The 20,576-nt window shown below is 66.1% G+C and carries 26 protein-coding genes; 17 read left to right on the top strand and 9 right to left on the bottom strand.

What is annotated here, in order from left to right:
* Window positions 1-5: 5 nt before the first annotated feature.
* From ribE to OEJ36_RS10990, 9 genes are all read left to right on the top strand, one after another.
* Complete coding sequence (gene ribE / locus OEJ36_RS11030) at window positions 6-482, top strand: 6,7-dimethyl-8-ribityllumazine synthase (protein ID WP_111260678.1); 477 nt, start codon at window positions 6-8, stop codon at window positions 480-482.
* Window positions 479-970 (top strand): transcription antitermination factor NusB, encoded by a 492-nt coding sequence (nusB, locus tag OEJ36_RS11025; protein ID WP_411860993.1) that lies wholly within the window; start codon window positions 479-481, stop codon window positions 968-970. The genes ribE and nusB overlap by 4 nt, the downstream gene beginning before the upstream one ends.
* A 7-nt stretch (window positions 971-977) precedes the next feature.
* A complete protein-coding gene (gene thiL, locus OEJ36_RS11020) occupies window positions 978-1,946 on the top strand; it encodes a thiamine-phosphate kinase (protein ID WP_263401559.1) in 969 nt (322 codons plus the stop codon).
* Entirely contained in the window at window positions 1,939-2,442 is a 504-nt protein-coding gene (locus OEJ36_RS11015) for a phosphatidylglycerophosphatase A (RefSeq protein ID WP_031287757.1), read from the top strand. The genes thiL and OEJ36_RS11015 overlap by 8 nt, the downstream gene beginning before the upstream one ends.
* Window positions 2,443-2,485: 43 nt before the next feature.
* A complete protein-coding gene (locus tag OEJ36_RS11010; protein ID WP_317891575.1) occupies window positions 2,486-3,262 on the top strand; it encodes a transporter substrate-binding domain-containing protein in 777 nt (258 codons plus the stop codon).
* Complete coding sequence (locus OEJ36_RS11005) at window positions 3,249-3,899, top strand: TIGR02281 family clan AA aspartic protease (RefSeq protein ID WP_263401557.1); 651 nt, start codon at window positions 3,249-3,251, stop codon at window positions 3,897-3,899. The genes OEJ36_RS11010 and OEJ36_RS11005 overlap by 14 nt, the downstream gene beginning before the upstream one ends.
* A gap of 108 nt (window positions 3,900-4,007) precedes the next feature.
* Window positions 4,008-4,622 carry a GTP cyclohydrolase II gene (ribA, locus tag OEJ36_RS11000; RefSeq protein WP_021219661.1) on the top strand — a complete coding sequence of 205 codons (615 nt, stop codon included), beginning with the start codon at window positions 4,008-4,010 and terminating at the stop codon, window positions 4,620-4,622.
* Window positions 4,619-5,038 carry an MFS transporter gene (locus OEJ36_RS10995; RefSeq protein WP_263401556.1) on the top strand — a complete coding sequence of 140 codons (420 nt, stop codon included), beginning with the start codon at window positions 4,619-4,621 and terminating at the stop codon, window positions 5,036-5,038. Before ribA ends, OEJ36_RS10995 begins: the two co-directional genes overlap by 4 nt.
* On the top strand, window positions 5,038-5,835 hold the full coding sequence (locus tag OEJ36_RS10990; RefSeq protein WP_411860992.1) for a helical backbone metal receptor: 798 nt from the start codon (window positions 5,038-5,040) through the stop codon (window positions 5,833-5,835). Before OEJ36_RS10995 ends, OEJ36_RS10990 begins: the two co-directional genes overlap by 1 nt.
* Window positions 5,836-5,882: 47 nt before the next feature.
* Here the strand turns inward: OEJ36_RS10990 and OEJ36_RS10985 are convergent, their stop codons facing one another.
* The 3 genes from OEJ36_RS10985 to OEJ36_RS10975 all read right to left on the bottom strand — a co-directional run bounded on the left by OEJ36_RS10985 (window position 5,883) and on the right by OEJ36_RS10975 (window position 11,338).
* A complete protein-coding gene (locus tag OEJ36_RS10985) occupies window positions 5,883-7,850 on the bottom strand; it encodes a TonB-dependent receptor plug domain-containing protein (protein ID WP_263401555.1) in 1,968 nt (655 codons plus the stop codon).
* A gap of 328 nt (window positions 7,851-8,178) precedes the next feature.
* Entirely contained in the window at window positions 8,179-10,083 is a 1,905-nt protein-coding gene (gene dxs, locus OEJ36_RS10980; protein ID WP_263401554.1) for a 1-deoxy-D-xylulose-5-phosphate synthase, read from the bottom strand.
* Between the two features lie 37 nt (window positions 10,084-10,120).
* Window positions 10,121-11,338 carry an MFS transporter gene (locus tag OEJ36_RS10975; protein WP_263401553.1) on the bottom strand — a complete coding sequence of 406 codons (1,218 nt, stop codon included), beginning with the start codon at window positions 11,336-11,338 and terminating at the stop codon, window positions 10,121-10,123.
* Window positions 11,339-11,434: 96 nt separating this feature from the next.
* Here OEJ36_RS10975 and OEJ36_RS10970 point away from each other — a divergent pair, with 96 nt between their 5' ends.
* Window positions 11,435-11,884 (top strand): winged helix-turn-helix transcriptional regulator, encoded by a 450-nt coding sequence (locus OEJ36_RS10970; RefSeq protein ID WP_263401552.1) that lies wholly within the window; start codon window positions 11,435-11,437, stop codon window positions 11,882-11,884.
* A 78-nt stretch (window positions 11,885-11,962) separates the two neighbouring features.
* Here OEJ36_RS10970 and OEJ36_RS10965 read toward each other — a convergent pair whose 3' ends face one another.
* Window positions 11,963-12,412 carry a Bro-N domain-containing protein gene (locus tag OEJ36_RS10965; RefSeq protein WP_263401551.1) on the bottom strand — a complete coding sequence of 150 codons (450 nt, stop codon included), beginning with the start codon at window positions 12,410-12,412 and terminating at the stop codon, window positions 11,963-11,965.
* Window positions 12,413-12,855: 443 nt separating this feature from the next.
* On the opposite strand from OEJ36_RS10965, the gene OEJ36_RS10960 reads away from it, so the two are divergent.
* Window positions 12,856-13,038, top strand: coding sequence for a type II toxin-antitoxin system HicA family toxin (locus OEJ36_RS10960; RefSeq protein WP_263401550.1), 183 nt, complete (start codon window positions 12,856-12,858; stop codon window positions 13,036-13,038).
* A 32-nt stretch (window positions 13,039-13,070) separates the two neighbouring features.
* Window positions 13,071-13,478, top strand: a complete 408-nt coding sequence (locus OEJ36_RS10955) for a type II toxin-antitoxin system HicB family antitoxin (RefSeq protein ID WP_263401549.1) — start codon at window positions 13,071-13,073, stop codon at window positions 13,476-13,478.
* On the opposite strand, the gene OEJ36_RS30450 is transcribed toward OEJ36_RS10955, so the two are convergent.
* The 3 genes from OEJ36_RS30450 to OEJ36_RS10940 all read right to left on the bottom strand — a co-directional run bounded on the left by OEJ36_RS30450 (window position 13,409) and on the right by OEJ36_RS10940 (window position 15,318).
* Window positions 13,409-13,843, bottom strand: a complete 435-nt coding sequence (locus tag OEJ36_RS30450) for a hypothetical protein (RefSeq protein ID WP_317891574.1) — start codon at window positions 13,841-13,843, stop codon at window positions 13,409-13,411. The two genes, OEJ36_RS10955 and OEJ36_RS30450, sit on opposite strands and share 70 nt — an antisense overlap.
* A 15-nt stretch (window positions 13,844-13,858) precedes the next feature.
* A complete protein-coding gene (locus tag OEJ36_RS10945) occupies window positions 13,859-14,314 on the bottom strand; it encodes an RDD family protein (RefSeq protein WP_263401548.1) in 456 nt (151 codons plus the stop codon).
* 221 nt (window positions 14,315-14,535) lie between these two features.
* Window positions 14,536-15,318: a hypothetical protein gene (locus OEJ36_RS10940; protein ID WP_263401547.1), complete on the bottom strand. Its 783-nt coding sequence runs from the start codon at window positions 15,316-15,318 to the stop codon at window positions 14,536-14,538.
* 202 nt (window positions 15,319-15,520) lie between these two features.
* Here OEJ36_RS10940 and OEJ36_RS10935 point away from each other — a divergent pair, with 202 nt between their 5' ends.
* Together OEJ36_RS10935 and OEJ36_RS10930 are read left to right on the top strand one after the other, a co-directional pair.
* A complete protein-coding gene (locus tag OEJ36_RS10935) occupies window positions 15,521-16,252 on the top strand; it encodes a helix-turn-helix transcriptional regulator (RefSeq protein WP_263401546.1) in 732 nt (243 codons plus the stop codon).
* Between the two features lie 34 nt (window positions 16,253-16,286).
* Window positions 16,287-16,589, top strand: a complete 303-nt coding sequence (locus OEJ36_RS10930; RefSeq protein WP_263401545.1) for an antibiotic biosynthesis monooxygenase family protein — start codon at window positions 16,287-16,289, stop codon at window positions 16,587-16,589.
* 77 nt (window positions 16,590-16,666) lie between these two features.
* Here OEJ36_RS10930 and OEJ36_RS10925 read toward each other — a convergent pair whose 3' ends face one another.
* Window positions 16,667-17,008, bottom strand: coding sequence for a zinc ribbon domain-containing protein YjdM (locus OEJ36_RS10925; protein ID WP_263401544.1), 342 nt, complete (start codon window positions 17,006-17,008; stop codon window positions 16,667-16,669).
* 231 nt (window positions 17,009-17,239) lie between these two features.
* On the opposite strand from OEJ36_RS10925, the gene OEJ36_RS10920 reads away from it, so the two are divergent.
* Both OEJ36_RS10920 and cysC read left to right on the top strand, forming a co-directional pair.
* Window positions 17,240-17,944, top strand: a complete 705-nt coding sequence (locus OEJ36_RS10920) for a sulfotransferase family protein (protein ID WP_263401543.1) — start codon at window positions 17,240-17,242, stop codon at window positions 17,942-17,944.
* Entirely contained in the window at window positions 17,937-18,545 is a 609-nt protein-coding gene (gene cysC, locus OEJ36_RS10915; protein ID WP_263401542.1) for an adenylyl-sulfate kinase, read from the top strand. Before OEJ36_RS10920 ends, cysC begins: the two co-directional genes overlap by 8 nt.
* Before the next feature lie 362 nt (window positions 18,546-18,907).
* Here cysC and OEJ36_RS10910 read toward each other — a convergent pair whose 3' ends face one another.
* Entirely contained in the window at window positions 18,908-19,402 is a 495-nt protein-coding gene (locus tag OEJ36_RS10910) for an LEA type 2 family protein (protein ID WP_263401541.1), read from the bottom strand.
* A 270-nt stretch (window positions 19,403-19,672) separates the two neighbouring features.
* Between OEJ36_RS10910 and OEJ36_RS10905 the strand changes: the two genes are divergently transcribed.
* Complete coding sequence (locus OEJ36_RS10905) at window positions 19,673-20,575, top strand: YihY/virulence factor BrkB family protein (RefSeq protein WP_263401540.1); 903 nt, start codon at window positions 19,673-19,675, stop codon at window positions 20,573-20,575.
* Window position 20,576 lies beyond the last annotated feature (1 nt).

The following is a 20,576-nucleotide window of genomic DNA, read 5'->3' as shown; positions in this document are numbered from 1 at the left end:
CCGCCATGACCCTGAAGACCATCGAAGGTACCTTCATCGCCCCCAAAGGCCGCTTCGCCCTGGTGGTCGGCCGCTTCAACAGCTTCGTCGTAGAAAGCCTGGTGAGCGGCGCCGTAGACGCCCTGGTACGCCACGGCGTGAATGAAAGCGACATCACCATCATCCGTGCCCCGGGTGCTTTCGAAATCCCGCTGGTGGCGCAGAAAGTCGCCCAGCGCGGCGAGTACGCAGCGATCATCGCCCTCGGCGCCGTGATCCGTGGCGGCACCCCGCACTTCGAATACGTCGCCGGTGAGTGCACCAAGGGCCTGGCCCAGGTGTCCATGGAGTTCGGCGTACCGGTTGCCTTCGGCGTGCTGACGGTCGACTCCATCGAGCAGGCCATCGAACGCTCCGGCACCAAGGCCGGCAACAAGGGCGCCGAAGCTGCCCTGTCCGCCCTCGAAATGGTCAGCCTGCTGGCGGCCTTGGAGGCCAAGTGAGTTTCAACAGCGACATCGACAACCCGGACGAAGCCAACAAGCCCGTAGCCAAGGGCAAGACCGCTGCGCGCCGCCAGGCTCGCAGCCTGGCCGTCCAGGCCCTGTACCAGTGGCATATCGCCCGCCAGACGCTCAATGAAATCGAGGCGCAGTTCCGCGTCGACAACGATTTCTCGGCGGTCGACGGTGCCTACTTCCACGAGATCCTCCACGGCGTACCGCGCCAGGTGACCGAGATCGACGAGGCCTTCACGCCTTGCCTGGATCGGCCCCTGGCGGAAGTCGACCCGGTCGAGCTCGCGGTGCTGCGTCTCTCCACCTACGAGCTGCGCAACCGCGTTGATGTGCCCTACCGTGTGGTGATCAACGAAGGCATCGAGCTGGCCAAGGTCTTCGGCGCTACCGACGGGCACAAGTTCGTCAACGGCGTGCTGGACAAGCTGGCACCGCTGCTGCGTGCCGCCGAGGTCCGTGGCGCCAAGCGCTGACCGAGGAATGGGTGAGTTCGAGCTGATCCGCCGTTACTTCGTCGCCGCTGCCTGTGCAGCGGCTGGCGAGGGCATCGCGCTGGGTATCGGCGACGACTGCGCCCTGCTGCAACTCCCCGCCGGTGAACAGCTGGCGGTCTCCACCGATACCCTGGTCGCCGGGGTGCATTTCCCCCTGGACTGCGACCCCTTCCTGCTCGGCCAGCGTGCCCTGGCGGTTTCCGTCAGCGACCTGGCCGCCATGGGCGCCACGCCCGTCGGCTTCACCCTCGCCCTGACCCTGCCGGCCGCCGATGCGGATTGGCTGCAGGGGCTCGCCCGTGGCCTCGACGCCATGGCCCGCGACTGCGCCATCGCCCTGATCGGCGGCGACACCACCCGTGGCCCGCTGAGCATGACCGTCACCGTGTTCGGCCGCGTGCCTGCCGGCCAGGCCCTGACCCGCGCCGGTGCCCGCCCGGGCGACCTGCTCTGCGTCGGCGGCAGCCTGGGTGACGGTGCCGGCGCCTTGCCCTTGGTGCTCGGCGAGCGGGATGACGACAGCCATGAAGCCCGCGCGCTGCTCGCCCACTACTGGTCGCCGCCGCCCCAGCTCGGCCTCGGCATCGCCCTGCGCGGCAAGGCCAGCGCGGCGCTGGATATTTCCGATGGCCTGCTCGCCGATTGCGGGCACATCGCCGCCGCCTCCGCTGTCGCACTGATGGTGGAGCGCGAGCGCCTGCCGCTGTCTGCCGGCCTGCGCGCGCTCTACCCGCGCGAGCCGGCCCTGAACCATGCACTGGCCGGCGGCGACGACTACCGCCTGGCCTTCACCCTGCCGCCGCAGCACCTGGCCGCCCTGCAGGCCGCCTGGCCCGAGGTGGCCGTGATCGGCCGCGTCGAGGCGGGCCAGGGCGTGCACCTGCTCGACGCCGATGGCGGAGATATCCAGCCGCCGGCACGGGGCTTTCAACATTTCGGGAGTCAAGGTGACTGATCATCCGCAGCAAGAGCCGGTGCCACCGGCCCCGCCCTCGGTCTGGCGCAACCCCTGGCATTTCCTCGCCTTCGGCTTCGGCTCCGGGACCCTGCCCAAGGCCCCCGGCACCTGGGGTTCGCTGGTGGCGCTGCCGTTCATCCCGCTCTGGCAGATGCTGCCCGACTGGGGCTACTGGCTGATGCTCGGGCTGACCATGCTGTTCGGCTTCTGGCTGTGCGGCAAGGTCGCCGACGACCTGCGCGTGCATGACCACGAAGGCATCGTCTGGGACGAAATGGTCGGCATGTGGATCACCCTCTGGCTGGTGCCCGAAGGTTGGCAGTGGCTGCTGCTAGGCTTCCTGGTATTCCGGTTCATGGACATCCTCAAGCCCTGGCCGATCCGCTGGATCGACCGGCACGTCCACGGCGGCGTCGGCATCATGCTCGACGATGTGTTAGCCGGCGTCTTCGCCTGGCTGGCGATGCAACTGATCGTCTGGGGCGTGGGCTAGCCCGCCAGACCTGGACTCGGCAGGGAGCGGAAGGGGAGTGATGATGCGCGGCTGGTTGGTCGGACTACTGGCAACGGTGCTGGCGCCCTGGGCGCTGGCAACGGACGCCTCCCCGGGCGACACGCCCGGCGCGAGCGCGACGGAAGTCGTGATCGCCGCCGAAACCTGGGCCGAGCACACCGCCGCCGACGGCAGCGGCCTCGGCTGGGACATCCTGCGCAAGGTCTTCGAACCGGTCGGCGTGCACCTGCGCACGCGCTCGGTGCCCTACACCCGCTCCATCGGCCTGGTGAAGCGCGGCGAGGCCGACGCCTGGGTCGGTTCCTACCGTGACGAAGTGCCCTGGGCCATCTACCCCCACTGGAACTACGACGCCGACCGCATCAGCGCCCTGGCCCTGACGGGTGCACCGGTGCCGACCCTGGCCAATGTCGGTGAATACCGCCTGGTGTGGATGCGCGGCTATGGCTACGAGCGCTACCTGCCGAACCTGGCGCATTTCCAGGAGATCGAGCGGCGCGGCGGCATCCTCTCGATGCTCGACCTCGACCATGCCGACTACTACATCGACGCCCGCACCGAGGTCGACGACGTCCTGCGGCAGAGCCCCAGCCCGGAAAAATACCGCATCACCTACCTGACCCAGCTCAAGCTCTATGTCGCCTTCGGTGACACGGCACGCGGACGCGAATTCGCGGAGCTGTTCGACGAACGCATGGCGCGCCTGGTGGAAAATGGCGAGCTGCGCCCGGTCTTCGCCCACTGGAAGCAGCCCTATCCCTTCGACCCGGAACCGGAGAGCCACCATGCGTCGCCTTGAACTGTTCTGCGCCAGCCTGCTGCTGGCCTGCTGTGGTGCCCTCCATGCCGAACCCCAGGTGCAGGTGGTCGGCCTGTTCCCCAATGCCGCGGTGCTCAGCGTCGACGGCCAGCGCAAGCTGGTGAAGGTCGGCCAGACCGGCCCCGGCGGCGTCGAGGTGGTCAGTGCCAGCAGCCGTGGCGCGGTGCTGCGCATAGGCGGTATCGAGCGCACCTACGAACTCTCCCGCGAATACAACCAGGCCGGCGCCAGCGCCCCGCAGAAGACCCAGATGAGCATCGCCCGTGGCAACAACGGCCACTTCATGGTGGCCGGCGCTATCGAGGGCCACCCGGTGCAGTTCATGGTCGACACCGGTGCCTCCACCGTCGCCATGAGCGAGAACCAGGCGCGCATCCTCGGCATCGACTACCGGGTGACCGGCAAGCCGATGACCGCCAGCACCGCCTCCGGCACCGTGCGTGCCTGGCGGGTGGTCTTCGATCGGGTCAAGGTCGGCCCGCTGGAAGTGCTCGGCGTCGAAGGCGCGGTGGTCGAGGGCGATGCCCCGGTCGACGTGCTGCTGGGCATGAGCTTCCTCAACCGCGTGCGCTGGCGCGAGGACCAGGGCGTGTTGCTGCTGGAGTCGAAAATCTGAGGCTCGATCGTCCAAGCGTTTCGATCCTTATCCCCAACTATTCAGTCTGACCGGCCGGTTAATGCTGCTGATACAATGCCGGCCTTTCGAAATCCCAGGAGATCCGTGGTGTCCGTCGTCTTCGTCGCCGCCTCCCAACTGCCCACGCCCTTCGGCCTCTTCACCATGCATGGCTTCCTCGACCAGGCCAGCGGCAAGGAGCACGTCGCCCTGACCATGGGCGAATTCGCCGATGGTGCCCCGGTGCTCGGCCGCCTGCATTCCGAATGCCTGACCGGCGACGCCCTGTTCAGCCTGCGCTGCGACTGTGGCTTCCAGCTCGAGGCCGCCCTGCGCGCCATCGCCGAGGAAGGCCGTGGCGTGCTGCTGTACCTGCGCCAGGAAGGCCGTGGCATCGGCCTGCTGAACAAGATCCGCGCCTATGAGCTGCAGGACGGCGGTGCCGACACGGTCGAGGCCAACGAGCGCCTGGGCTTCGGCGCCGATCAGCGCGACTACGCCATCTGCCTGCCGATGCTCGATCACCTGGGCATCTCCGGCATCAAGCTGATGACCAACAACCCGCGCAAGGTGAAGGCCCTCGAAGGCTTCGGCATCCGCGTCGCCGAACGCGTACCGCTACAGACCGGCCTCAACCCGCACAACAAGAAGTACCTGGCGACCAAGGCTGGCAAGCTCGGCCACATGCTCGGCAGCCTGCACCAGGGTGAAGTCGAGCTATGACCCGCAACCAGGTGCGCCGCAAGCTGGGCCTTGAATGGTGGGCCTACCTCGCCATCGCCCTGGCCCCGCTGTTCGTGCTCAACCTGCTGTTCGGCTCCGGCGAACCGGTGTTCGCCGCCCTGGAGATGCCGCTGTTCCTGGCGGCGCTGATCTCCATGTTCATCAGCCTGCCGCTGTTCCGTGGCTACAAGCGCGCCCTGATCGCCACCGAGGAAGCCCTCGACAGCGAAGAGGAACCCGCCGCCTGGATCGCCCTGGCCCGCGCCCGCCGCGTGGCCTTCCTCGGTGCCGGCCTGCCGGCCTGGATCGGCGCCGTGGCGGTGTTCTCCGGCCTCAACGCCGTGGCCCTGGTGCTGCTGGCCCTGGGCAGCGTGGTGATCTTCAGCCTCTACCGCATCCCGCGCCAACTGGGCTGATGCGCAGCCTGCTGGGCGCATTGCTGCTGTGCCTGGCGCTGCCCGTCATGGCGCAGCTGCGCGTGGTCAGCCTCGCCCCTTCCCTTACCGAACTCATGCTCGATCTCGATGCCGCCGACCTGCTGGTGGGCGTGCTCGACGGCGGCGAGCGCCCGGCCGCTCTGTCGGCACTGCCCAGTGTCGGCCGCTACGGCCAGCTGGAAATAGAGAGCCTGCTGGCGCTGAAACCCGACCTGGTGCTGCTGTGGCCCGACAGCGTGGGCGCTGCCGGGCGTGAACAGCTCAGGCGCACCCCCATCGAGCAGTTGCTGGTGGAGCCCCGGCAACTGGATGACCTGGCCGGGGTATTCGCCGAAGTGGGCCAGCGCGTGGGGCGCGCCGAACAGGGCCGTGCCCTGAGCCAGCGCTTCGCTGCGGGGCTCGCCGAGCTGCGTGGGAAATACCACCGCGAGGTGCCGCTGGCGGTGTTCTACCAGGTGTGGGACAAGCCGCTCTACACCCTGGGCGGGCAGCAGATCGTCAGCGACGCCCTGCGCGTGTGCGGGGCCGAGAACGTCTTCGCCGACCAGCGCCTGCCGGCGCCCCAGGTCAGTATCGAATCGATCCTGCAGCGCCAGCCCCGGGTCATCCTCGTCAGCGAACCCGCCCAGGCCGCCGCCTGGCAGGCCTGGCCGCAGCTCCCTGCGGTCGCTGCCAAGCAGGTATGGCCGGTGCCCGACCGTGGCCTCGAGCGCCCCAGCTTCCAGATGCTCGACGCCACCCGCAAACTCTGCGAACGCCTCGCCGCCGCCCATTGAGCCGCCCCAAGATCGGGGCGGATGCATGGGTCACGGCTCCGCTGTAGCTAGAACTGCGGCGACCACTTGAGGGTCATCACCACCTTGCGGCCCTCTTCCTGGAAGCCGGTGTCTTCCTCGATGGTCGGGTCAGGGATGTTCACGTCGTTGTCCTTGTAAGGAACGCCGTCACCGAAGGGTGATGAGGAGAAGCTGGAACTGGTGCCGTAGTACTTCTGCGAGTACTGCTTGTTGGCGATGTTCTCCACCCGCGTTTCCACCTTCAGGCCCTTGAGGAAGCCCCAGCCGGCGCGGATGTCGATGCGCCCGTAGCCGGGCGTCTTCGCGGTGTTCTCGGCGTCCACGTAGCGGCTGGAGACCCCCAGCCAGCTGAAGCCGAAGCTGTAGTCGCCGAACTGCTTGTCCACGTCCAGGGCCAGGTTGCGCCGCGAGCGGCCGGGCAGGGTGTGGCCGGTGTCGCGGTCACGCGGGTCCACCAGGCCGAGGTTGAGGCGGGTGGTCCAGCCCATGAAGTCCCGCGAGGCGCTGAGGTCCAGGCCATTGATGCGGGCCTTGTCGACATTGCGCCAGGTCTGGACGTAGAAGGGGTCGAACTCGATCACTTCGGCAATCAGGTCCTTGGCGTCGGTGCGGTAGACGCCGAAGTTCCAGTCGGTGTCGTAGTGCGAGCCACGCAGCTGGGCTTCCCAGGTCTTCGAGTGCTCGGGTTCGAGTTTGGGGTTGCCGCTGGGGAAGAACATGTCCGGCACATAGAGCTCGGTGAAGGTGGGCACGCGGAAGCCTTCGGCGTAGCTCAGCACCAGCTGGGTGTTCAGCGGCAGGTCGAAGTCCAGGGCGGCGTTGAGGCTGTCCTCACTGCCGTACTGCTCGTTCTTGTCGTGGCGCCAGCCCAGCTCGGTGCCGAAGGGGGCGGCGCGGAAGCGGTGCTGGGCGAACCAGGCCTGGTTGCGCCGCTCGGTTTCCTCGAAGGGCACATTGGCGCGCAGGCGTTCCTCGTACCACTCGGCGCCCAGCAGCACTTGCTGGTGCTCGTCCAGGCGGAAGGTGTTCTGCCACTCCAGGGAATCGCGGTAGGTGGCGTATTCCTCCATGAAGGTGAGGCTGTTCATGACGGTATCGAGGTGGCTCTTTTCCTCGGCGTGGCCGGCTTGCAGGCGGCTGGTCCAGCGCGGGTCGAGTTCCGCCTCGAGGAAGGCCGAGGTGCTGCTCAGGGTGAACTCGTCGGTGGGCTGGCTGGGGAAGAACACCGAGTCGCCGTCCTGGTCGCTCTTGCCGCGCTGGTCGAGCACGTTGAGGCCGGTGCGCCACTGCTCGGTGATGCGGTGCTCCAGGCTCATGCTCAGGCCGCGGTTGCGGTAGACGTCGTCGTCGGTGTTGGCGCCGTCGATGTCGTCGGTGCGGTCCATGCGCAGCTCTTCGAGGCTGGCATTGAGGTCGAAGCGGGTGCTTTCGTTGCCGCCCGACAACCCCACGCTGTTCTCGTTGGTGTCGCTGTCGCCGAGGCTGAAGTCGAAGCGCGGCTCCAGGCCGGCGCCCTCGCCACGGCGAGTGAATATCTGGATGACGCCGCCCATGGCGCCCGAGCCGTACAGGCTGGAGCGCCCACCCCGGGTAACCTCGACTCGCTCGATCTGCTCCATGCCCAGGTACTGCAGGCGCGGCAAGCCGTCCACCAGCGTACCGATGCGCATGCCGTCGATCAGCACCAGGGTCTGGGTGGCGCTGGCGCCGCGCAGGTAGAGGTTGGACGAGCTGCCGCGCCCGCCGCTCTGCTCGACCGACATCCCCGGCACCCGGGCCAGCAGGTCCGGCACGCTCTTGGCCTTGAGCCGGGAGATGTCCTTGCGGGTAAAGATGGTGGTGGCCGCTGTGGCCTGGGAACGGGGCTCCAGCGCGTTGCCCGAAGTGGCCACCACATAGGGGCTCTTCAGCGCGTCGAGGCTGTTCAGGGGGACTTCTTCGGCTGCCGCGAGGCAGGGGGCCATGGCAATGGCCAGGGCCAGACGGGAACGCATAATCGATGACTCCTCAAAAGATCCATGACTTTCGAGAAGGGCGGGACAAGAACGACTGCGCGATCCGGTGATCGCCTGTGCTTGACGGTGCAGCCCCTCCGCAACACACGTCGTACGACGAGAACCGTTTCCACGTGCCGCCCCGCACCGCGCCGACGACTCTCTGGTCGTTCGGCGACATCCTGCACGTGAGGCCGGGAGCCGGAACCGCCTGTCGCGGGCTCCCCGTGGTGGGCTGGGCTGGTCGCTCTGTGGCGCCTGGCCCCTGGCCCTGGTATCTCGGGCAAACAAACGCCGCGCCCTGGGGCGCGGCTACAGTTCCGGCAGTCTAGCTGGCGGAACGATCCAGCAAGGCCAGGCGTTCACGGATCGAGGTTTCGATACCGCTGGCGTCCAGGCCGCACTCGGCGAGCATCTGTGCCGGTTTGGCGTGCTCGACGTAGTAGTCCGGCAGCCCCAGGTGCAGCACGGGCAGCAAGATGTTTTCACGGGCGAGGAACTCGCTGACGGCGGCGCCGGCGCCCCCCATGATGCTGTTTTCCTCGACCGTCACCAGCAGTTGGTGGCTGCGGGCCAGTTCGCGCACCAGGGCTTCGTCCAGCGGCTTGACGAAGCGCATGTCGACCACGGTGGCGTCCAGTGCTTCACCCACCTGCAGGGCCTCGGCCAGTTGCACGCCGAAGGCGAGGATGGCCACGCGGGTGCCTTGGCGGCGAACCACGGCCTTGCCGATCTCCACCGGCACCAGCTCCTTGTCGATGCTGGCGTTGGGGCCGCTGCCGCGCGGGTAGCGCACCGCCGCCGGGCCGGGGAACAGGTGGCCGGTGGTCAGCAGCAGGCGCAGTTCGTTTTCGTCGCTCGGGGTCATCACCAGCATGCCGGGGATGCAGCGCAGGTAGGAGAGGTCGAAGCTGCCCGCATGGGTGGGGCCGTCTTCGCCCACCAGGCCGGCGCGGTCGATGGCGAACAGCACGTCGAGATTCTGCACCGCGACGTCGTGGATCAACTGGTCATAGCCGCGCTGGAGGAAGGTGGAGTAGATCGCCACCACCGGCTTGGCGCCGTCGCAGGCCATGCCGGCCGCCAGGGTCACGGCGTGCTGTTCGGCGATGGCGACATCGAAGTAGCGATCGGGGAAGCGCTCGCTGAAGGCCACCAGGTCCGAGCCTTCCTTCATCGCCGGGGTGATGCCCACCAGGCGCGGGTCCTGCGACGCCATGTCGCACAGCCACTGGCCGAAGACGCTGGAGTACTTGGGCCCGGACGCCTTCTTCGGCGCTGCCGGGGCGTTGATCGGCTCCAGCTTGGTGATGGCGTGGTAGCCGATGGGGTCGACTTCCGCCGGGGCGAAACCCTTGCCCTTCTTGGTCACCACGTGGAGGAACTGCGGGCCCTTGAGGTCACGCATGTTGCGCAGGGTGGCGACCATGGTCGGCAGGTCGTGGCCGTCGATGGGGCCGATGTAGTTCCAGCCCAGCTCCTCGAACAGGGTGCCGGGAACCAGCATGCCCTTGGCGTATTCCTCGGTGCGACGGGCGATTTCCCAGGCGCCGGGCAGGCGCGAGAGCACCTTCTTGCTGCCTTCGCGCATGCTCGCGTAGGTGCGGCTGGAGAGGATCTTGGCCAGGTAGTTGGACAGGCCACCGACGTTGCGCGAGATCGACATGTCGTTGTCGTTGAGGATCACCAGCATGTCGGCCTGCACGTCCGAGGCATGGTTCAGCGCCTCGAAGGCCATGCCGGCGGTGAGCGCGCCGTCGCCGATCACGGCGATGGACTTGCGCTCCGAGCCCTGCATGCGGGCGGCGATGGCCATGCCCAGTGCAGCGCTGATGGAGGTGCTGGAGTGGCCGACGCCGAAGGTGTCGTACTCGCTCTCGGCGCGGCGGGGGAAGGCGGCGACGCCGTCCTTCTGGCGCAGGCTGCCCATCTGCTCGCGGCGCCCGGTGAGGATCTTGTGCGGGTAGGCCTGGTGGCCCACGTCCCACACCAGTCGGTCGTCGGGCGTATCGAAGACGTAGTGCAGGGCGATGGTCAGCTCGACCACACCCAGCCCGGCGCCGAAGTGCCCGCCGGTCTGGCCAACGGTATAGAGCAGGTACTGGCGCAGTTCGTCGGCCAGGGTTTCCAGCTCCGCTTCACCCAGCCGGCGCAGCTCGTCCGGCGTCGCCGCGCGGTCGAGCAGGGGCGTGAGCGGGCGCTCGCGGGGGATCTCATGGAACGTCGTGGGCATCAGGCTAATCGTTATGGGTTTTAAAAGATGCGGCAGTTTACCTGATGCCGCTTTGCCTGCCCAAGCCATGGTGTCGGATGCCTTCGCGGCCCGGCAGGGTCACCCACCAGAAGGCCAGCGCCAGCAGGCTGAGGGCCGCGCCGAGCAGGCACACGGCGGCCCAGCCGGTCCAGGCATAGAGCTGGGTGGCGGCGAAGGCGCCCAGGGCGCTGCCGGCGGCGTAGAACAGCATGTAGAGGCTGATCAACCGGCTGTGGGCGGGGTTGCCGCTGCTCAGCACCAGGCTCTGGTTGAGCACGTGCAGGGCCTGGCCGGCGGCGTCCAGCAGGAGGATGCCCAGCAGCAGCGCCCACAGCGATTGCCCGGTGAAGGCCAGCGGCAACCAGGCCAGGGCCATCACCAGCAACGCCAGGCCACTGGCCTTCTGCGCCTGGCCCCGGTCGGCCCAGGTGCCGGCCCGTGTCGCCGCCAAGGCTCCGGCCGCACCGACCAGGCCGAAGGCACCGATGGCGCTGTGGCTCAGCGCCAGGGGCGGTTCGCTGAGGGGCATCACCAGTGCCGCCCAGAACAGGTTGAACACGCAGAACAGCAGCAGCGCGAGCACACCGCGCACCTGCAGCACGCGGTCCTCGCGCAGCAGGGCGAACATCGAGCCGAGCAACGCCGGGTAGCGCATCCGCGAGTGGGCCCGGGCCTCCGGCAGGCGACACCAGAGCAGGGGCAGCAGCGCCGTCATCAACCCGGCCGAGAGCAGGTAGACCGCGCGCCAACCGCCCAGGTCGGCCATCAGCCCCGCCAGGCTGCGGGCCAGCAACAGGCCCACCACCACGCCGCCCTGGGCGGCACCTACCACCCGGCCGCGCTCCCCGTCACTGGCCAAGCTGGCGGCGAAGGCCAGCAGGCCCTGGGTCATCGCGGTGCCCAGCAGGCCCAGACCGAGCATGCCCAGCAGCACCAGGGCCGGCTGGTGGGCGAAGGCGATCAGCAGCAACGAGCCCACCAGCAGGAGTAGTTGCCCCGCCATCAATCGGCGCCGCTCCAGCAGGTCCCCCAGGGGCACCAGCAACAGCAGGGCCAGGGCGCTGCCCACCTGGGTGAGGGTGATCACCCCACCGACAGCTGCACGCCCGATGCCCAGGTCAGCGGCGATCGCATCCAGCAGCGGGTGGGCGTAATAGACGTTGGCGACGCTCAGGCCGCAGGCCACGGCCAGCAGCCAGACCAGTGCCGGCGGCATCGGGGAAAGAGTGGGCATGCCGAAAGTCCTCATTGTGGTTTCAAAATGAAACCATTTGAAGGCTATCGAGGCAGGTTTTAAACTGCAACCACTTTCGCGAAATGGAGGTGGTGCATGAAAGACCCGCAAGCCGAGGAGCACTGCCCGGTGGCCCGGGCGCTGGACGTGATCGGGGACCGCTGGTCACTGATGATCGTGCGCGACCTGTTCGACGGCCTGCAGCGTTTCGGCGAACTGCAGAAAAGCCTCGGCGTGGCCAAGAACATCCTCAGCGACCGCCTGCGCAAGCTGGTGGCCGAGGGTGTCCTTCACGTTGAGCCCGCTGCCGACGGCAGTGCCTACCAGGCCTATGCGCTCACGCCCCGGGGCCATGACCTGTTCACCCTGGTCGTCAGCCTGCGCCAGTGGGGCGAGGCGCACTGCTTCGCCCCCGACGAAGTGCATTCCGAACTGCTCGACACCGCCGACCAGCCCCTGGCGCGGCTGCAGGTGTGCGACGCCGCCGGCAACCCCGTCAGCCCCGCCGATACCCGCGTGCGCAAGGTGATCGCCGCGGCGGATTGAGGCTTCGCCCATCGGTCACCGGCACCGTGCCCGGGGTTGATGGGTTTCGCTGCGCTCTACGCCATCCTACGGGGGCCCTCAGAGGCCTCGGTAACGCGGCACCTTGTCCCACTGCATCCACAGCTCACCTTGCCAATCCAGCAGCACCAGCCGGCGGGATTGCCAGTCCAGCATCACGCGCCGCGGCTTGTGGCGGCAGCCTGTGTACTGGTCGCGCAGGGTGGGGACCACGTCGCGGGCGAGCCACTCTTCCAGGTGCTGCAACTCGGGGTGGCCGAAGCGGATCATGGCCTGGTAAAGGCCGCCTTCACTGACGAGATGGACCTCTTCCTCGCTGCCGGTGGCATAGGCGAAACGGGCGCTTCGGATCTGGTAGGGGCGCAGGCGCCGGTGCAGCGCCTGGGGGTGGTGCAGTCCCAGCAGGCGGGCGAAATCGTAGGCGCAGAACCAGGGCTGGTCGTCGATCATCACGCCGCGCAACGGGCGGTTGTGGCGGTAGAAAAAGATGGGGGTGTATGCGTCGTGCATGGCGTTACTCCGTTTGCTGGTAGGTCCGCCACCCCTCGTCGCTAAACAAAGGGTGGCGGATCGCGCGGGGTTAGCGAACCGGGCAAACGGAGCCGGCAGACCACGAAGGTCTCCCCACGCGATCCGCCATTAGATGATGCAGTCTTGAAAACTGCATGCGAGCCGGTTCCCGCTGGAAACGTACGCCGTTTCCCGCAAGCCCCGTAGGCGGCATCGCGCCGTTTGCTTCAGGTCGCTAAACCTGGTCGCGGATTGACTGCGACCGGGCGAACTTAGGGAGTGGGCTGGAGGCGGACAAGGGGTTGCAGCGGGTTTGGGAAATTTCCTCGGCAAGTTTGCTCGTGACGCTGAGACGGCTGACTCGCTCGGCAGTGCCCAATAGCAGAGAATTGTGTTTCTTTATTTGGTGGTTACTATAACCACCAGCCTGCCAAGGACTGGATGTGAACAGCCGACAACTCATTGAGCTGATCGAGGCCGATGGTTGGTTTCTGGTAAGGACCAGAGGTAGCCATCACCACTTCAAACACCCGAGCAAGCCAGGACTCGTGACCATCCCCCATCCGAAGAAGGACCTGCTTGCTGCCACGGCGGCAAGCATCCTCAAGCAGGCGGGGCTCAAGTGAACTCGCCTACTCCCTGTCGAAGAGGCCAAACGATGCTTTACCCGATTGCAATTCTGCCCGGCGATGACGCGCACGCCTGGGGTGTCGAAGTACCGGACTTGCCCGGCTGCTTCTCGGCAGGTGACGACCTGGACGAGGCGATGGCCATGGCACGAGAGGCTATCGAGGGGCATCTGGAGCTACTGGCGGAGGATGGCGCGCCAATTCCTGTGGCGCGCAAGTTGACCTTCCATGCAGAAGACCCTCGCTACGCCGGGTGCACGTGGGCGTTGGTGGATATCGATGTGGCCCGCTACATGGGCAAGGCCGAGAAACTCAACATTACGCTGCCCGGTTACCTGCTCAATCGCATCGACGAATACGTGCGCACTCACCCGGAACAGAAAAGCCGCTCGGGCTTCCTCGCCGCCGCAGCGATGCGAGTGTTGCAGGAGGGCTGAGGAACCTGCCACTGCCCACAGTTTCTGTGGAACAGCCTGTGGATATCTTCTGGGTGGATCGCTGCGAAGCAGGCGGGGCGGTGGTTTTGCGTGGTCGCTCGAATTTTCGTCAGGTCTGGGCGGGGCTGCCGGGCGAAGTCGATGATGGCCTGGATGGCTGCCCGCGCCTGGGGGCTGTTGTGCCAGCAGGTGGAGCTCATCATCCGGGAAATCTGCAGGGTGAGGTCGGAGGCTTCGCAGAGGGCCAGTTGCTCCAGGGTGTGGAAGCCGATCTGTTCCAGGCGGCCGACCACGGTCGGGCCCACGCCTTTGAGCGCGACCAGTTGGGCGCGGGTTTCCGGAGTGAAGCCCTGTAGTGAGGTCATGACACTTCCTTCACGTCATTCCGTCGCAGTCGTTGCGGCGGGGGCTTCCATCTCGGCCATGCGCTGGCGCAGCGCGGCCAGGTCGCGGGTGGGGATGACGAAGGTGTAGGCCCAGATATCGCCCAGGCGCTGGGCATTGCTGGACCAGATGACGGCGATGGCGGCGGGCAGCGAGCCGAGGATGAAGGGGTTGGTTTCCACCAGGCGGAAGGCGCTGCGGACCAGCACCTGCATTAGTTGCGGCGGCTCGCCGTTGGGCGCGATGACCCTGATCCGGCAGATCCATTTTCCCGGGGTGAAGCCACGCAGCAGCCACTCGCACAGCGGGAAGTACAGGAGCACCGGCAGCACGATCGCCAGTACGTGGCGCGTCTGTTCGTAGAGAAGGGCGACCAGGCTGATGATCAGTGCCTTGTCGATGATGAAGGCGAGGCTGCGCAGGGCGAGCATGCGCGTGCGGGAAACGTCCATGTCGGTTGGAACCGGTGGTGAAAAGGGGCGGGCAGGATAAACCAATCCCGCTGGGACGGTGGGCCGTGTGTCACGAGGGTGGCCTGGATTTCCTGGGCTGAAGCCCGGGCTACCAAAACACTGCCCACAATTTCTGTGGGGCAAGCTGTGGATAAGTTTTGGATGGATGGCTGTGGAGCCTGCCGCCTGGGAGGTTCAGGCGGCTGGTGGTTTTTCCGCCACTACTGGTATTCGCGGCACCAGGTTTCGCCGTATTCGGCCAGCATGGCCTGTTCCAGCACCTTGGCGTCGGCGGCTTCGGCGAAGCGGAACAGCACCCAGGCAAGGCTGCGCACGAGCTGGTCGCGGGTCTTGTAGTTGGGGATGTCGTGCATGGCGTCGGTGGCGTGCTTGAGCCAGGCGAACAGCTCGTGCTGGTCGGTTTCGTCGGCGCCGAGCAGGTAGATGAAGAGCATGCCGACCAGGGGCAGGCTGAGGTCGAAGTTGGTGCGGTTGAAGGTCAGGCGGGCGAAGGGAACCGTGCGCAGCACGCGGGCGATCTCGCCGTGCAGCCAGGCGTCGCCACCGAACTCGGCCTTGAGCTTCTGCTTCTTCGCCAACATGCCGGGCTGGTGGGCGAAGCGACCGACCTGGGCCAGTAGCGCGAGGCGGCGGGCATGGGCGTCGAGGGTCATCTCGCCGTCGAACAGCAGGACCATTTCCCAGCGGTTGAGGCGGCAGCGCGGGTAACCGTGTTCGGCCAGCACCTTGGCGGCATCCTCTGCGGCACGGGCGAGCAGGCCGAGCTGGAGTTCGCTGGTGGTCGGTGGTGTGCCGCCATTGAGCAGCAGGTAGTAATAGAAGGCCTGCAGGGTGGCGTCATCGAGCTCCTTCGGCGGCTTCTTCACCAGCGGGGTGATGCTGGGGTGGTGGCTGCAGTAGTAGCTGTTGGAGCTGTTGGCGTCGGCGAAGTCGGCTGCGCCGGAGGCGATGAACTGCTGGATGATTTCCGTCTTGCTGGACATGGTTCGTTACCTGATGGGCGGCGCCACCGAGCATAGAAGGCCGGGCGGGATTTTTCTGTGCAGCGGGTGGCTTTCCTGAGGCGGTTTACCGGGTTGCGATGGTGTTCGCCAGGTATCACCGGAACGGCTCGGTGGCGCTGGTTTTTACCGTTGGGCTGTGCCCAAATGCCTGCCGGTATTCCCCTCAATACGGCTCCCTTCCATGCGCAAGGCCGATCGCCTGTTCCAGGTCGTCAACCTGATCCGTACCCACCAGCCCATCACCGCCCAGCGCCTGGCGGAACGGCTGGGGGTTTCCACGCGCACCATCTATCGCTATGTCGATGACCTGTCCCTGAGCGGCATCCCGATCTACGGCGAGGCCGGCGTGGGCTATGCGCTGGACGAGCATTTCGAGCTGCCGCCCCTGGCACTCAACCGCGACGAGCTGGATGCCCTGTTGCTGGGTGTGGAGTTGCTGTCGCGCACCGTGGGCGACGAGATGGCCGATGCCGCGCGCTCGTTGCTGAGCAAGATCCAGGCAGTGGTGCCCGAGCATGCCCTCGACCCGCAAAGCGCACCGGTGCGGGCCTTCGTCAGCCCCTTCACCCCGGAGCAGTTGCGCCACTGGGACAGCCTGCGTCGCGCCATCGGCGAGCAGGCGGCGGTGCGCATCGACTACCTGAGCCTGGACGAACGCGCCTCGCAGCGGGTGATCTTCCCCCTCGGGCTGTTCTATTGGGTGGGCAAGTGGACGGTGGGCGCCTGGTGCGTGCTGCGCGGCGAGTACCGTGACTTCCGTGTCGACCGCATCCGCAACCTGGCGCGCCTGGCCGATGCACCGCCGCTACCGCCGGGCCTCGGCCTCGACAGCTACATGCACCACCGCAGTTGCGAGATGCAGAAGCAGGAGGCGCAGGCCACTGACAGAACGCTGTCAGCAGAGGGCGCATAGGCTGCTCCTCTCAACCAGCGGAGGGGCGATCACCATGCAAGATTCAACGGTACTGGAACTGGTGCTGTTCAAGACGAAACCCGGTCGCGAGGAGCGTATCGCCGAGATTCGCGCCGGTGTGCGCGAGGCGCTGAAGACCTGCGACGGCTTCATCGGCTTCCGCAGCTTCATCTCGGTGGAAGGCAGCCATGTGTTCGCCGACCTCGCCGAGTGGTCCTCCCATGAAAACGCCCTCAGCGCGGCCCGTGCCTTCAACGGCGCCGACCCGCGCTTCCAGCCCTACATGCGGGAGATCAAGGAGGTGATCTTCATGGGGCATTTCAGCCCGGGCGAGTGACCTGGTGTTAAGACGGTGGTTACCGCAGGCATGAAAAAGCCCGGCATATGCCGGGCTTTTTGCTGCCTGAGAAGGGCTCAGACCTTGCGCACGAATTCCGACTTCAGCTTCATCGCGCCGATGCCGTCGATCTTGCAGTCGATGTCGTGGTCGCCATCCACCAGGCGGATGCCCTTGACCTTGGTGCCGACCTTCACCACCAGGGACGAGCCTTTGACCTTGAGGTCCTTGATCACGGTGATGGTGTCGCCGTCTTGCAGGACATTGCCGACGGAATCCTTGATCACCTTGCCTTCATCTACCGGCGCGTCGGCGGCGTTGGCGGACCATTCGTGGGCGCACTCCGGGCAGACCAGGTTCTGGCCGTCTTCATAGGTGTATTCGGAGTTGCATTGGGGGCAGGGGGGCAGGGTGCTCACGGCGTATCTCGCAATCGGGTGAAAAAAAGACCGCAGATTATATAAGGTTTTAACGGTCGCTGTCGGGAGTGGCGCAATGATGGCGTTTGTATCCGCTTGCTTACTGGCTTGACCAAGGCTAAATATTTTCAAGTGATCGTCTTGCTAGCCTGCCGCAGGTAAACCACGCCCGTAACCTAGGAGGGCTGTGGGGATCAGCCATATGTTTGCTGTTCTTGCAAGGGGAAGCCGATGTTTCAACGGATTCTATGGAAGCTTATGCCGAAGTCGCAGCGGGCATTTCTTCTTGAGCGGATATCGGTGGTCGACCGTTCCGCTGTCAACCGTGCCATGTCCGGGAACCTGCGCTACCCGGAGGCGTTCCGACGCCAGGGTTGCTTGTTCATCCACGTACCCAAGTGTGCTGGCTCCAGTGTAGGGGATGCGCTGTTTGGCGGCTGGCGCGCCGGGCATTTGCCACTGTACTGGTACGAGAAGCAGTTTCCCGCTGAGTACGCCACCGCTTTCAAGTTCAGCTTCGTGCGCGACCCACTGGAGCGCGCCTTCTCGGCTTATACCTATCTCCGTGGCAACGAGTTGCGCCCACGGCATCGTGCGGCCAAGCAGTTGGTTGGTAACTACCGTGACTTTGATGATTTCGTTGCACGGTGGGTACACCCGGAAAATGTGCGAAGACAGATTCATTTCGCCCCGCAGACTGATTTCCTGATGGACTCCCTCGGCCATCTGGCGCTGGACTTCATCGGTTACCAGGAGCATCTCGGACGAGATTTCACCTTACTTTGCGAACGATTGGGCTGCGAGCGGACGCTGCCTCACTCCAATGCCTCTCTGCGGCGCGAGGCGCTGCCGATAAAGGACATCTGCACGGCACGCACGCGGCAGATCGTGCGCCAGGTCTATCAACGTGACTACGAGTTGCTCGGCTATGCATAAGCACGCCCCTTCAGCCCTGTTGCCCTGGATCCGCCCCTACAACCTGGTGCTTCCACGCGCGGCACGGGCGGCGATCAAGCACCAGCGGCCCTGCTGCATCTGGCTGACGGGGCTTTCCGGTTCCGGCAAATCCACCCTGGCCAACGCCCTGGAAGTGGAACTCAACGCGCGCAACCTGCACACCTTCGTGCTCGATGGCGACAACCTGCGCAACGGCCTGTGCCGCGACCTGGGCATGGACGATGCAGCGCGCCACGAGAACGTGCGGCGCATCGCCGAGGTGGCGCGGCTGATGGTGGATGCGGGGCTGGTGGTGATAGTCGCCGCCATCTCGCCGTTCCACGCTGACCGCGAGGCGGCACGGGCGCTGTTCAGCGTCGATGAGTTCCATTGCGTCTACGTCAGTACGAGCTTCGAGACCTGCGCTCGCCGTGACCCCAAGGGCCTCTACCACGCAGCGATGCAGGGCCGCATCGGCAACTTCACCGGCCTCGACAGCCCCTACGAAGCCCCCATCGATGCCGACTGCGAGATCGACACCGACGAGGTGGACATGATCGAGGCGACCTCCTGGCTGATGGCGCTGGTAATGGGTGAATAGCTCTCGCAGACGGCGTTCTTCGATGCGCGGTTCTCGCGGGTTTCACCCGCCCTACGGGGCATCGCCCGTGGCAGCGAATTCATTTGAGCTTGGGAAACCACGTTTTTAGGGCGTGGTCATGAGTCATCGGCTCTGCCTGTGACGATTTGAGTTGAGAGCCCAGCAGGATGAGCGCGTGTCGTAGGGTGTGCCGTGCGCACCTCCGCGCGGTGCTTCCGGCGAGTCCGAGGTGCGCGCAGCACACCCTACGTCCGAAGTGAGCGGCGGCTGCATGCTCCGAGGTCTGATTGCGCCCCCTTCCAGGGGGCCAAAAGCAAAGCCACGTTCTAAGAACGTGGATTTTTACTCGCGATCGGCGCTGATCAATACACCGTCGCGGGTTCCGGCAGGCTGAGCAGGCCGGCTTCGTTGAAGCGCACGGTGTTCCAGAAGCCGCCGCCGAGCTTGCCGCGCACGGTGTAGGGCACGCCGGGCTGGCGACCGGTGTCGTGGCTGTTGGCCAGGCCCCAGGCCTGGCGCATGGCGGAGAAGGCGGAGATCGTTACGGGGACGCTGACCAGGGCTTCGCTGAAGCGCGGGATTTCGCCGGCCTGGTCGCTGACGCCGCTGGCCAGGGGCTGGTTGTTGATGTCGAGATCGAGGGCGATGCCGTTGTAGTGGATGGCGGTGTCGTTGGGGTTCTGCACACGCAGCTTGACCATGAAGCGCATTTCCAGGCCCTGCCCGGGCACCGGCTCCATGCCCACCAGGTCGATCCGCACCGGGTCGCGCGGGGCCAGGGTGCTGCAGGCGGAGAGGCCCAGCATCAGCAGCAGGCAACTGGCGAGGCGCAAGGTGGAGCGGATGATTGGGGTCATGGCGTACGTCCGATTTGTGCAGGTGGTGCACCGCTAGAGACCGGCGAAGACGCCGTTCATTCCGCGTTCTCCGACGAAAGTAGCCCACGGGACGGCGTCGCGAAGGGGCGTTCCGCCAGGGATTTCCGGCTGCCAAGCGGAGCGGCGGCGTCTATCCCAGGGGCTATTGCCGTCCGTCGGAAGGCGCGCGCCAGGCGCGTTGCCTGAACTCAATGGCCGCTCTGGCCGTCCATTGCCCTTGTATGGGGATGAAAACAAGCGAGCAGGCAGATGATCCGTTCTCTGGGGCTGAAGAATGTCGGGTGGCGCACCATCGTGGTCCGCACCGTGACCGAGTTCATCGATGACGAACTGCCGACCTACGCTTCGGCACTGGCCTTCCAGATGTTCTTCTCGCTGTTCCCTTTCCTGTTGCTGCTGATCGCGGTGATCGGCTTCCTCGAGTTGCCCGAGTTCTTCGACTGGCTGCAGGCCCAGGCGACGCTGGTGCTGCCGGGCGCGGCGATGGACCTGGTGCTGCCCGCCATCGAGCAGCTGCAGACGCAGAAGCCTGGGCTGTTCTCCATCGGTGCGGTGGTGGCGCTGTGGTCGTCGTCATCGGCCATCCGCTCGAGCATGGATGCGATGAACCGCGCCTATGACGTGGAGGAGGGGCGCCCGACCTGGAAGCGCATCCCGCTGTCGGTGCTCTATACCGTGGGCGTGGCGGCCTTCCTGCTGGCGGCGGCGGGGCTGATGGTCACCGGGCCGCAGGTGATGAACTGGCTGGCCGGGCAACTCGGCATCGAGGATGTGGTGGTGCTGCTGTGGAACTGGCTGCGCATCCCGGTGGCGGTGCTGCTGCTGATGATGGTGGTGGCGTCGGTCTACTACCTGCTGCCGGATGTGAAGCAGGAGTTCCGCTTCATCACGCCCGGCTCGGTGCTGGCGGTGCTGGTGTGGCTGGTGGCATCCATGGGCTTCAGCTACTACGCGAAGAACTTCGCCACCTACAACGCCATGTACGGCAGCATCGGCGCGATCATCATCCTGCTGCTCTACCTGTACATCTCGGCGGCGGTGCTGCTGTTCGGCGCCGAACTCAACGCTGTGATCGAGCACCACTCGCGCGAGGGCAAGAAGCCCGGCGAGAAGAAGGCCGACGAGGGCGCCAGCGTACAGCCCGCCGAGTAGC

This window comes from Pseudomonas sp. PDM13 (assembly GCF_025685765.1).
GTDB classification, from domain to species: Bacteria; Pseudomonadota; Gammaproteobacteria; order Pseudomonadales; family Pseudomonadaceae; genus Metapseudomonas; species Metapseudomonas solani.
Note: the sequence above shows the minus strand (reverse complement) of the source record. Positions and strands in the feature narration are given on the sequence as shown.